The sequence below is a fragment of the Bacteroides sp. f07 genome (assembly GCF_042854785.1).
GTDB lineage: Bacteria > Bacteroidota > Bacteroidia > Bacteroidales > Bacteroidaceae > Bacteroides.
In genome coordinates this window covers 1,887,886-1,900,932 of record NZ_BAABXI010000001.1, presented here as the reverse complement: position 1 = coordinate 1,900,932, position 13,047 = coordinate 1,887,886, and the positions used below count along the sequence as shown (strand labels likewise).

Sequence of the window (13,047 nt, the reverse complement as noted above, 5' to 3'; positions counted from 1 at the left end):
TCTCAGGCGATGGGTATAATAGAAAACGACGGTGAAGAATAGACAATTCTTTACCGTCGTTTTTATTTACATCTTATTCTATTCTTCTAATAGGTCAGGACGAAGTCTTTTGGTGCGTTCGAGAGATTGTTGCAACTCCCATTCTTTAATCTTCGCTTCATGTCCGGATAATAAAATATCAGGGACCTTCCAACCTTTATAATCGGCAGGACGGGTATATACAGGTGCGGCCAACAAGTTGTCCTGGAAAGAATCGGAAAGTGCGGATTGTTCGTCAGAGATAACTCCGGGAATGATACGTACAATAGCATCTGCCATGACTGCTGCGGCCAGTTCGCCACCTGTCAGGACGTAATCTCCGATGCTGATTTCTTTAGTAATCAGATGTTCGCGGATACGATAATCAATTCCTTTGAAGTGTCCGCAAAGAATAATAAGGTTCTGTGCCAAAGAAAGGCTGTTGGCCATTGGTTGGTTGAATTGTTCTCCATCGGGGGTTGTGAAGATTACTTCATCATACTCCCGTTCTGCCTTAAGGGCATTGATGCAACGCTCGATAGGTTCTATTTTCATAACCATTCCGGCGAAACCACCGAAGGGATAATCATCGACACGGCGGTATTTATCTTCAGTATAGTCACGCAGATTGTGAATATGTATTTCTGCAAGTCCTTTATTCTGAGCCCGTTTCATAATGGAACAATTGAAGAAACCTTCAATCATTTCGGGTAAAACTGTTATAATATCAATACGCATAATCTTTAATTTTTCGCAAAAGTACAAATATTCAAAGATAAACCTGTATTTTTGCCTTAAACAATCGAAGAAATATGGATATAAAGGAAAAAATAGAGGAATTGCGTGCCGAACTTCATCGGCACAATTATAATTATTATGTGTTGAATGCTCCCGAAATATCGGATAAGGAGTTTGACGACAAGATGCGTGAACTTCAGGATTTGGAACAGGCGCATCCGGAGTATAAAGATGAAAACTCGCCCACTATGCGTGTGGGAAGTGACCTTAATAAGAATTTTACCCAGGTGGCGCACAAATATCCCATGCTGTCATTAGCAAATACATACTCGGAAGTGGAAGTGACGGACTTTTATGAACGTGTCCGCAAGGCGCTCAATGAAGATTTTGAGATTTGTTGTGAAATGAAATATGACGGTACTTCAATTTCATTGACTTACGAAAATGGAAAATTGATTCGCGCCGTAACCCGTGGTGATGGTGAAAAAGGAGATGATGTGACGGATAATGTAAAAACAATCCGTTCTATCCCGCTTGTACTCCATGGTGATGATTATCCCACCGCTTTTGAAATTCGCGGGGAAATTCTTATGCCATGGGAAGTGTTTGAAGAATTGAATCGTGAGAAAGAGGCACGAGAAGAGCCGCTTTTTGCTAATCCGAGAAACGCAGCCTCTGGTACTTTGAAGTTGCAGAATTCTTCTATTGTGGCTTCCCGTAAGCTGGATGCATATTTATATTATCTGCTGGGAGATAATTTACCTTGTGACGGACATTATGAAAATCTTCAGGAAGCGGCAAAATGGGGCTTTAAAATATCTGATTTGACACGCAAATGCCAGACATTGGAGGATGTTTTTGAATTTATCAATTATTGGGATGTAGAGCGTAAGAACCTGCCGGTTGCCACAGATGGAATTGTTTTGAAGGTAAATAGTCTGCGGCAACAGAAAAATCTGGGATTCACAGCCAAATCTCCCCGATGGGCTATTGCATATAAGTTTCAGGCAGAACGTGCTTTGACACGTTTGAATAAAGTGACATATCAGGTAGGTAGAACAGGTGCTGTCACTCCTGTAGCGAATCTGGATCCTGTGCAGCTTTCGGGAACAGTCGTAAAACGTGCGTCTTTGCACAATGCTGATATTATCGAAGGGCTTGATTTGCACATTGGGGATATGGTTTATGTGGAAAAAGGGGGTGAAATCATTCCTAAAATTACGGGTGTGGACAAGGATGTGCGTAGTTTTATGCTTGGCGAGAAAGTTAGGTTCATTACTGCTTGTCCTGAATGTGGCAGTAAATTAGTCAGGTATGAGGGAGAAGCTGCTCACTATTGTCCGAACGAAACAGCGTGTCCTCCTCAGATTAAGGGTAAAATTGAACATTTCATTAGTCGTAAGGCTATGAATATTGACGGGTTAGGTCCCGAAACGGTAGATATGTTTTATCGGTTGGGATTAATCAAAAATACGGCTGATTTGTATGACCTCACAACTGATGATATCAAGGGATTGGAACGTATGGGGGAAAAGTCGGCGGAGAATATCATAACAGGAATTGCGCAAAGTAAAACAGTTCCTTTCGAGCGTGTGATTTTTGCTTTAGGAATTCGCTTTGTTGGTGAAACTGTAGCGAAGAAGATTGCAAAATCGTTTGAAAATATAGATGAATTGCAGCAGGCGGATCTTGAGAAGTTGATTAGTATCGATGAAATCGGAGAAAAAATAGCTCAAAGCATCTTGCTGTATTTTGCAAACGAGGCTAATTGTGAGTTAGTTGGCCGATTGAAAGATGCCGGATTGCAGCTTTACCGCACTGAAGAAGATTTAAGTGGATATACGGATAAGTTGGCAGGACAGTCTGTCGTTATCAGTGGTGTATTTACTCATTATTCGCGCGACGAGTACAAGGAGCTTATCGAGAAAAACGGTGGCAAAAATGTAGGAAGTATTTCTGCGAAAACAAGTTTCATCCTTGCCGGAGATAATATGGGGCCTGCGAAACTGGAAAAAGCAAAAAAACTTGGAATAACCATACTGAGCGAAGACGAATTTCTGAAACTTATATCGTAAGATAAGAAAAATATTCGTACTTTTGCGGCTAAATAAATTAGAGATTATAATTAAAACTCATGATACAGACTAAATTGAAAGGAATGGGGGTAGCACTGATTACTCCTTTCAAAGAGGATGAGAGCGTTGACTATGACGCATTGATGCGCATGGTGGACTATCTATTACAGAATAATGCGGATTTCTTATGTGTGCTGGGAACTACAGCCGAAACCCCGACTCTTACCGAGGAAGAAAAGAAAACCATAAAAAAGATGGTAATTGACCGCGTTAACGGAAGAATTCCTATTCTGTTGGGTGTAGGTGGTAATAATACTCGTGCTATTGTAGAAACATTGAAAAACGATGATTTCACAGGAGTTGACGCTATATTGTCTGTTGTGCCGTATTACAATAAGCCTTCTCAGGAAGGCATTTACCAACATTATAAGGCGATTGCCGAAGCGACAGAGCTTCCTATCGTGTTGTATAATGTTCCGGGGCGTACGGGCGTAAATATGACTGCTGAGACTACTTTGCGTATTGCTCGTGATTTCAGTAATGTGGTTGCCATAAAAGAAGCATCTGGTAATATCACTCAAATGGATGATATTATCAAGAATAAGCCGGAGAACTTTAATGTAATCTCTGGTGATGATGGTATCACTTTCCCTCTTATCACCTTGGGAGCTGTTGGGGTTATTTCAGTTATCGGCAATGCTTTTCCTCGTGAATTTAGCCGTATGACGCGTCTGGCGCTCCAAGGAGACTTTGCTAATGCACTGACTATTCACCACAGATTTACTGAGTTATTCAATCTGCTATTTGTAGATGGGAATCCTGCAGGAGTGAAATCAATGCTGAATGCTATGGGGATGATTGAAAATAAACTTCGATTACCATTGGTTCCTACCCGTATTACTACATTTGAAGCAATACGTAAGGTCTTGAATGAATTAAATATTAAATGCTGATTACAGGAAAAGCTATAAATTCTTGATATATTTCATAAAAACAAGGATTCACCCTTCATCTTGAAATGATTTCTAGCTAATAGAGAGGTTCAAGGTGGAGGGTGGTTTGTATAAATTGAGCTCAAATTTTCTGGCGCATGGTAATAAACCTGTGTATGTGAGATGAAATTTTCACCTTTGCAGAAGTAAAAAGAACTGCAATGGAAAAGAATCCGTATATAGAACTGGCCGAGTGCCTGCTGTCCGAGGAAATGGTTGAATACTTTGAAGTGGTCAAGGTTGAAAAAAACAAAGAAACACTTGATGTGACACTGGAAGAACGTGACACTGGAGTTGACGGCTATGAGGCCGGACAGCTACGTCCCAACGGGTTCTACGAGGAAAGCACAGTGCGGGACTACCCGGTCAGAGGCCGGAAGATGACCTTTCACGTCAAGCGTCGCCGTTGGGTTGAGATTGAGACAGGTAAGAGCGTTTCAAAACGCTGGGACATAGTAGCTGAAGGCACCCGCTTCTCGAAAGAGTTCGCGGCTTTTTTAAAAGGTATGCTTGGACAGATACCCGATTACGGGCCGCTCTCTTGAGTGGTTCTTCGATATTGACGGAGACCTGTTCGAGCGTCAGTACAAACGCCATCTGAGCGGTTACTGGCAATGGAAAGACACCGCAGAGGGACTACATGCCGAGCAATGGCGTGTCTTCCCTGAAAACATCGGAGAACACCTGAGTATTGATGAGACATCATTGAGTAATGGCGAACTATATACGATTGTTACCAACAAAGCAGCTCACGGGCGAAAACATTCCATAGTAGCCATAGTACTTGGAACTGACTCTGATACGGCACTGCACGCATTAAGACAGATTAACAGTCGTCTGCGCAACAAGGTGATTGAGATAACTCTTGATCTGGCCGACAGCATGCACCGTATATGCCGCTATGCTTTCCCCAGGGCAAAGCGCGTTATTGACCGCTTTCATGTTCAGAAGCTGGCGCTGGAAGCCGTGCAGGAGATACGCATCAAGCATCGCTGGGACGCCGTAAATGCTGATACCGAAGCGCGTGAACAAGCAAAATTATCAGGCGAGAAGTATGTTCCTGAACGGCTTCCAAATGGCGACACTCTCAAGGAGCTACTTGCCCGTGGACGTTATGCATTGTTTAAATCCCCTGATAAATGGACTGAATCCCAACGGCAGCGCATTGATCTGATGTTCTCGCTCTATCCTGATCTTAAAGAGGCATACTGGTTATCTCAGCATCTCAGAGCAATATTTTCTAGCAAGAAATCCACTCCCGATACCGCCCGGCTCAATCTTGCTCGTTGGTATAATAAGGTGGCTGAATCAGGTTTTAAGTCTTTCAACACCATCGCTGCTACCTTTTACGAACACTCCGATGAAATAATAAACTTTCTTTGATAACCGATCTACAAACGCATCCGCCGAGTCCATCAACTCTAAAATAAAGGCATTCAGAGCCAAACTACACGGTGTCAACGATACTAAATTCTTTATCTTCCGCCTTTGCAATCTATACGCATAAACACAGGTTTATTACCATGCGCCTGTTTTCATGATGCAAAAATAAGAATTTTAACGCAATCCCCCAAGTTTTCAGACTGAGCCATTACAACTGAGCCTGAGCCAGCCTCGATTTCTTCGATGAAATGGGGTAAAAAAAGAAATCCCCTGCATATAATGCAGAGGATTTTGTGATCGCGACAGGATTCAAACCTGTAACCGGCTGATCCGTAGTCAGCTACTCTATTCAGTTGAGCTACGCGACCCAATAATAACTTCTTTTTCAGTGACCGCGACAGGATTCAAACCTGTAACCGGCTGATCCGTAGTCAGCTACTCTATTCAGTTGAGCTACGCGGCCATTTTGTTAATTCAAAAAAGTGATCGCGACAGGATTCAAACCTGTAACCGGCTGATCCGTAGTCAGCTACTCTATTCAGTTGAGCTACGCGACCGTTATTTTGTTTTAACGGGTGCAAAGATACGGACTTTTCTCGAATTAGCAAGCATTTCAACGTTTTTTTTGTAGAAAAATTATTCAATGAACCGATAATTGAACAGTTGCCAACCTATGCTCAATCCGACATTCCACTCTCTTTTCGGTGAGCTATAATGATTTACATATGCAGAGATGTCTCCGAATGGTAATTGGCATACAATAGAAATTTCTCCTAAATATTCGAATTTAGAGAACGCTTTTCCATAATATGCTTTGTTCAGCGAGTTTCTTTCGATTGGATAAATAGGCATAAAACCATAAAGTTCTCCTCGTAGATGAAACATTTGATTCAAACGATAAACAGGCCGGATTCCTGCACTTACAAATTGATTGGCCCGGAAGGCTTCATTATAAGTCATTTTGCTGTGTAGTGTAGGAGAAAACTCTCCGGCTTGCATCATTGTTGCTGTATAGTTCTCCGAGAAGTTCTTGGAGGCATATAATGCTTTTAGATACCATCCCAATACCCAATGTTCACTCATATTGTGATATTTCTCTTTCATGTAAGATAATTGCAGCCAGGAATGATGTTCTTTGTTGTTGCTTCCTGTGGTTCCTTCGCCTGGATAGAACCGCTCTCTTCCTACGAAAATCTGCGCAACAAGTGCTTCTCTATAACCGCGTGTCGGATACTGTCGGGAATTAAGTGTACTTCCGTTAAAACTAATCGAGCCGCCAAATAAATCATAGCGGCTTTTATCGAATTTGTCATTTCCAAAGTCAATAACGCTTTTTTGGAAATATTTGTCCTCTATTTTGGCAATTCCTATTCCAAATTCAGCCCGTTTGCTCGAAAGAAAAGGCAGGCCTACCTGTAATTTTAAAAATCGTTCGTCTTTTTGATTAAAGGCAGGTTTGTTATTTCTCGAGAAGAGCTTGTCCTTTTTAAAATAGTCGAATGTGCTGATCGAACCTATAAGACGATAGGATGTCGGAATAGCTGTGGCAAAGTCTATCTTTGCCATAAACTGGACATTATTGTAGACTTTTCCAAGTTGCCCGTCAAGAATAAACTCCTTAGCGTAGTAGTTCAAGTCCTGGTAACTCAGCCCCAGATAAATCTGATTGGAATTGGAGGTGGATATATTGCCACCCAATCTTACAGCAAAATTATTTTCTAATTTGACCTTTAAATGCAGATCATATGTATCATCTTCGGGATTATAAATCGCATGAGGAATGATTTCAGAAATCATTTTGTCTGAAAGTAGTCTGAAATAGCCTTGTTTTAAATCCTCGTAGGTAAATTCTTTGTTGTCTGATTTATGAAATTCTTTTTTAATATAAACTTGTTGCTGGGGATTGGCTCCGTCAATGATGATATTCTTAAAGCGCAGTTCCGGAAGATTGCTCCGGTACACCATTCTTCTTAAGCGTATATTATCAAAGTTTATACGCCGGCGAATACGACTTTTTATAGAATCCATCATGCTGATGGTTCGATTATATCCTATATCATGCAATTCATCAATACGCTGGAAATCCATAAGATTAACATTGTCGTATTTGAATGTCATTGAAATTCCGATTGAATCAGGAATAGAATAATCAGTTTTTTGCATCACCATATTTTCTATTTGACTCATAAGGTCGTCTTCTTTGGGCTTGGTAGGGTTGGTTGACACTACGCTTCCTATTATAATGTCCGGATGAAAGTCATCTCTCATGACGTCTGTGGGAAAATTATTATATATACCGCCGTCATAGGCTAATACATTGTCTATCTCAATAGGCTTAAACATGAATGGGAAACTCATTGAAGCTCTGACGGCGTCTCCTAAATCTCCGTCTTTCATTATTAATTGTTTTTTGTTATATACATCAGACGCAATACAACGGAAAGGGATGAAAAGTTTATCGAAATCTCCTTTACAAGCAGCTGTGGCACGTGCATACAGGTCTACAAAAACAAGATTCATCTGAATTGGATTTACTACACTGGTGGGCAGGAATTGAGGCTTCAGATTTTTTAGTGAATCTTTGAACGAAAAACGAATATTGAAGAATTCGGGAGTGGGAAGATTCTTTTTGAAATGATATACATACTTTTCTTCCACTTCCCCGGAATACCATCGTTTGAAATCTTCGGATTTAAGCAACTCTACCATGTCATCAGGAGAGTATCCCATAGCGTACAGGGAACCGACAATAGCTCCCATAGAGGTGCCTGCAATATAGTCAATGGGGATATTATTTTCTTCCAAAGCACGAATAATACCGATGTGCGTTAATCCTTTTGCACCACCGCCGCTGAGTACAAGTCCTACTTTTTGGGCGTGAACAGCCGAAATAGTCAGCCATAAAGTAATTAACACTAAAAGAATTTTTCTCATAACCCGAATCAAGCAATTGGTATTTCTGTCTATTAAGTGTTCAAATATATACAATACTTTTCAATTTATCGATATTTTGCCTATCGTTTTAAAATGAAAAAGAGCATTGCAACGTGTATTTAACGTTGAATGCTCTTTTTGAGTTATGTAATTGTGTTTAAAGGGGCGATATTTAAATCAGTTCGATGCTACGTTTTACAAAGTTATTCAATGCTTCACCTCTCAACATATTGTTTTGCAATAAAGCTAAATCAATAAGTTGGCGAATTACTTTGTTGTTGCTGGCGTAACCAATAAAGATTGCTTCTTTCTTGCTTTTCAGATCATCCCATTTCTTATCCAGCTCATTCAGTTCGTCTTTTTCTGCTGTTGGGATATCTTCATCTTTTTTATCCTTTTGCTTATCCTTCAGCTCATTACGCTGCTTGTTTACGCTGTCCATCTCAGACTGTATCGGAGCTACTTCAGCATGACAAACATCTTCTTCTTCGCTCAATACCTGCTTTATCAACTTGTGATCTGAGTTCAATATTAAGTTGAACATATCAGGCATTTCGCCATAGAAGCTCATTCCGGCTTGAATATTTGCCATTTCTTTCATACGGCGCATATATTCACTTTGAGTAATCATCACTGGAGCGGAGTTTTCTCCTAATGCTTGCGTCATGACATTGAACTCGACTTTATCCATTTTAGGGAGCTGGCTCTTGAAGGCTGTCGTGATAGCATCTTGCTTATCGGCTTCCAATACTTCGCCTTTTTTGTCTTCTTTGACGATAAGATTATCGACAACATCACTATCGACACGGGTAAAGCGGGATTTTTCCAGCTTTTGCTCCAACATGCTTACCATAGCTACGTCTAATTGTCCATCCATAAGCAGAACATTGTATCCTTTATTGGTGGCAGCTTCAATGTAGCTATATTGTTCGTCCTTATTATTGGTATACAGATAGATTAAGTTTCCATCTTTGTCTGTCTGATTATCTTTAATAAGTGTCTGGTATTCTTCGAATGTGTAATGTTTGTCATTTGTATCGGTGAAAAGGGCGAATTTTTGCGCTTTATCATAGAAATCCTCTTGTGTGAGCATTCCATAATTGATAAATATTTTTAAATCATTCCACTTTTCTTCGAATTGTTTACGGTCATTCTTGAAAATGGATTGTAAACGATCGGAAACTTTCTTCGTAATGTAAGTTGAAATCTTCTTCACGTTCGAATCGCTTTGCAAATACGAACGGGAAACGTTCAACGGGATATCCGGTGAATCGATTACTCCATGTAATAAAGTCAGGAAGTCCGGTACAATACCTTCTACTGAATCTGTAACATATACCTGATTGCAGTATAATTGAATCTTATTTTTATTTAATTCAATGTTGCTCTTTACTTTCGGGAAATAGAGGATACCGGTCAGATGGAACGGGTAATCTACATTTAGGTGAATCCAGAATAACGGTTCATCAGACATCGGATACAACTTGCTATAGAATGATTTATAATCCTCGTCTGACAATTCACTAGGTTTACGAGTCCATAAAGGAGTTGTATCATTAATGATATTATCTTCGGACGTTTCTACTTGTTTGCCATCTTTCCATTCTTTCTTCTTTCCAAATGCGATAGGAACGGGAAGAAAGCTACAATATTTCTTCAGAAGTCCGGAAATACGTGCTTCTTCAAGGAATTCTTTGCAGTCATCATCAATGTATAAAATGATATCCGAGCCGCGATCAGCTTTTTCTACTTCTTCAATAGTGAATTCAGGACTACCATCACAAGTCCATTTTACAGCTTGTGCACCGTCTCTATATGATTTGGTGATTATTTCTACTTTTTTCGCAACCATAAAGGCAGAGTAGAACCCAAGTCCGAAGTGGCCGATAATAGCATTTGCATCATTTTTGTATTTCTCTAGAAAATCATTAGCTCCTGAGAATGCAATCTGATTGATATACTTCTCAATTTCTTCAGCTGTCAGACCGATACCACGGTCAGAGATGGTAATAGTGTCTTTGCCTAATTCAACATGAACGGTTAGATCACCTAATTCACCTTTAAATTCGCCGATAGAAGCCAATGTGTTCAGTTTCTGAGTAGCGTCAACTGCATTGGATACTAACTCACGAAGAAAAATTTCATGGTCACTGTACAAAAACTTCTTGATGATAGGGAAAATGTTTTCTGTTGTAACCCCAATATTACCTTTTTGCATAATACGTATATTTTTTAGTTTATCTATTTATTGATTTTAATTGTATTTGCATAGATAGAGACAAAAAAAATGCCAGACCCAAAGGTCTGACATTATGGCATATTTAAGATTCTGTTATATTGAAAATAATTCTATTCCACAGGAACTACTTTCATCTCCAATTCGCCTTTTTCTTTGTTAAGAATGACTTGGATGCTGTCGCCTTCCTTCAAGGAGGAGGAAATGATAAGTTCGGATAGCCCATCTTCTAAATAAGCTTGAATGGCGCGCTTTAAAGGACGGGCACCATATTGTACGTCATATCCTTTGCTTGCAATGAATTCTTTTGCTTTATCTTCAATAACAAGCTTATATCCAATAGATTCAATTCTGTTATACAATCCTTTCAACTCTATGTCTATAATCTTTGTAATTGCTTCCAAAGAGAGTTGGTCAAATGTTATGATTTCATCTACACGATTAATGAATTCGGGTGCGAATGATTTATTCAAAGCCTTTTGTATTACGCTTCGCGAGAATTCTTTATCATCCAGGCGACTTTGTGTCGCAAATCCGACCCCTCGTCCAAAGTCTTTTAACTGACGGGTTCCAATATTGGAAGTCATGATAATAACGGTATTTTTGAAGTCTACCATTCTGCCATAACTGTCAGTCAAACGACCTTCGTCCATTACTTGAAGCAGGATATTGAATACATCCGGATGTGCTTTTTCTATCTCATCAAGCAATACGATAGAATATGGTTTGCGACGTACTTTTTCTGTCAACTGACCACCTTCCTCATATCCTACATATCCCGGAGGTGCTCCGACTAACCGTGAGACCGTAAATTTCTCCATATATTCACTCATGTCTATACGGATCAGTGCATCGGCAGAGCCAAACATGTATTTGGCCAACTCTTTTGCCAAGTGAGTCTTACCAACTCCTGTCGGGCCTAAGAACATAAATGTGCCAATCGGTTTATTGGGATCTTTCAGTCCTACACGGCTTCGCAAAATAGCTTTGACGAGCTTCTCTATTGCTGTATCTTGCGCAATGACTTTAGACTGCAAGTCTTCTTTCATTCCTGCCAGTTTTATGCCTTCAGCTTGCGCCATACGCTGCACAGGGATGCCTGACATCATGGATATCACATTGGCGATTTCTTCTGCATCAACAGTTTGCCTGTTTTCCTTCAGACTAGCTTCCCATTCTTTTTTCATCTCATCCAGTTGGAGGGAGAGTTCTTTTTCCTTATCTCGGAAACTAGCTGCAAGTTCGAAGTTCTGCGATTTTACAGCTTCATTTTTCTTATTCTTAGCTTCTTCAATCAGTTTTTCCTGTTCTTCTATCTCTTTGGGGACATTGACATTAGTTAGATGTACACGTGAACCGGCTTCATCTAAAGCGTCAATGGCCTTGTCTGGGAAATTGCGATCTGTGATATAGCGATCTGTCAGCTTGACACATGCTTCTAATGCTTCGTCTGTATAATATACATTATGATGATCCTCATATTTGTCCTTAATATTACGCAGAATCTGAAGCGTTTCTTCTGCAGTTGTGGGTTCCACTATTACTTTCTGGAAACGACGTTCCAAAGCGCCATCCTTTTCGATATTTTTACGATACTCATCCAAGGTAGTGGCACCAATACATTGTATTTCTCCTCTTGCCAATGCCGGTTTCAGCATATTTGCAGCATCCATAGAACCTGCTGCGGAACCTGCACCTACAATCGTATGAATTTCGTCAATAAACAAAATGACATTCGGATTCTTCTGTAACTCATTGAGAATGGAACGAATACGTTCTTCGAACTGTCCGCGATATTTAGTTCCGGCTACCACGGCTGTCATATCAAGGGCTACTACTCGTTTGTCAAACAGAATTCGGGAAACCTTTTTCTGAATGATTCTTAACGCTAGTCCTTCAACGATTGCTGATTTTCCTACACCCGGTTCGCCGATCAAGATCGGATTATTCTTTTTGCGACGGCTCAGGATTTGGGCCAGACGTTCGATTTCTTTTTCCCGACCGACTACAGGGTCTAATTTCCCTTCTTCTGCCGCTTTTGTCATATCTGTACCGAAATTATCGAGTACTGGTGTATCATTAGACGGCTTTTTGGAAGCAGTTTGTGCCTGCTGGCGTTCGTCACCACCTCTGCCACTTGAACGGGGAGAAGACATTTCTTCTTCATCATCATCGTCTTCAGGAAATCCCATACCTGAGTTAATATCAGGTTGCAACGTGGCTTGCTCCAACACTTTTGCGTAATTTATATCATTAGCTTCAAGTACGGAAGCTGCCATATTGTTTTTCTCTCTTAAGATTGCTAACAGAACATGTTCTGTATCAGCGATGTTACTTTTCATTCCACGTGCTTCTAAAATACACATTTTTAATATTTTTGCCGCATCATTAGATAACGGTACCTCTGCATCAGGCAGTAGCATATCATCAGCTTCTGCCTTCAGTTGAGCTTCAATCTGCTGTTTGATTATAGCCAGATTGGTGTTGAGTTTAGACAATATCTCGATAGCTTTCCCTTCACCGTCACGGAGCATTCCCAGAAGCAGGTGTTCGGGGGCTATGTACCTACTTCTCAGCCGATTCGCTTCTTCCTTACTATAGACGATAATGTCGGAAACTCTTTGTGAGAATTGATTATTCATACTTTTTCCTTTTCTTCTAAGGGTTATTC

Annotated in this window: 7 protein-coding genes, 3 tRNA genes and 1 pseudogene; 4 read left to right on the top strand and 7 right to left on the bottom strand. The window is 40.3% G+C overall.

The genetic code is table 11. From position 1 onward, the window contains the following. Positions 1 to 78: 78 nt before the first annotated feature. Positions 79 to 756, bottom strand: a complete 678-nt coding sequence (gene trmD, locus ACGHVY_RS07530; RefSeq protein WP_390598175.1) for a tRNA (guanosine(37)-N1)-methyltransferase TrmD — start codon at positions 754 to 756, stop codon at positions 79 to 81. Between the two features lie 74 nt (positions 757 to 830). On the opposite strand from trmD, the gene ligA reads away from it, so the two are divergent. From ligA to ACGHVY_RS07510, 4 genes and pseudogenes are all read left to right on the top strand, one after another. After that, complete coding sequence (gene ligA, locus ACGHVY_RS07525; RefSeq protein WP_390598173.1) at positions 831 to 2,831, top strand: NAD-dependent DNA ligase LigA; 2,001 nt, start codon at positions 831 to 833, stop codon at positions 2,829 to 2,831. A gap of 59 nt (positions 2,832 to 2,890) precedes the next feature. Then, positions 2,891 to 3,784: a 4-hydroxy-tetrahydrodipicolinate synthase gene (gene dapA, locus ACGHVY_RS07520; protein ID WP_308747030.1), complete on the top strand. Its 894-nt coding sequence runs from the start codon at positions 2,891 to 2,893 to the stop codon at positions 3,782 to 3,784. A 200-nt stretch (positions 3,785 to 3,984) separates the two neighbouring features. Then, positions 3,985 to 4,368: a hypothetical protein gene (locus ACGHVY_RS07515; RefSeq protein WP_390598171.1), complete on the top strand. Its 384-nt coding sequence runs from the start codon at positions 3,985 to 3,987 to the stop codon at positions 4,366 to 4,368. Next, a pseudogene (locus tag ACGHVY_RS07510) lies at positions 4,334 to 5,330 on the top strand (transposase). The gene ACGHVY_RS07515 and the pseudogene ACGHVY_RS07510 overlap by 35 nt, the downstream one beginning before the upstream one ends. 170 nt (positions 5,331 to 5,500) lie before the next feature. On the opposite strand, the gene ACGHVY_RS07505 reads toward ACGHVY_RS07510, so the two are convergent. The 6 genes from ACGHVY_RS07505 to ACGHVY_RS07480 form a co-directional block, all read right to left on the bottom strand. After that, a tRNA-Arg gene (locus tag ACGHVY_RS07505) sits at positions 5,501 to 5,574 on the bottom strand. Between the two features lie 21 nt (positions 5,575 to 5,595). Then, positions 5,596 to 5,669, bottom strand: a tRNA-Arg gene (locus ACGHVY_RS07500). Positions 5,670 to 5,689: 20 nt separating this feature from the next. Further along, positions 5,690 to 5,763 (bottom strand) — tRNA-Arg (locus ACGHVY_RS07495). Positions 5,764 to 5,842: 79 nt separating this feature from the next. Continuing rightward, positions 5,843 to 8,140, bottom strand: coding sequence for a patatin-like phospholipase family protein (locus ACGHVY_RS07490; RefSeq protein WP_390598169.1), 2,298 nt, complete (start codon positions 8,138 to 8,140; stop codon positions 5,843 to 5,845). A 172-nt stretch (positions 8,141 to 8,312) separates the two neighbouring features. Further along, positions 8,313 to 10,358 (bottom strand): molecular chaperone HtpG, encoded by a 2,046-nt coding sequence (gene htpG, locus ACGHVY_RS07485; RefSeq protein ID WP_390598167.1) that lies wholly within the window; start codon positions 10,356 to 10,358, stop codon positions 8,313 to 8,315. Between the two features lie 131 nt (positions 10,359 to 10,489). Then, positions 10,490 to 13,018, bottom strand: coding sequence for an ATP-dependent Clp protease ATP-binding subunit (locus ACGHVY_RS07480; RefSeq protein WP_390598165.1), 2,529 nt, complete (start codon positions 13,016 to 13,018; stop codon positions 10,490 to 10,492). Positions 13,019 to 13,047: the final 29 nt, after the last annotated feature.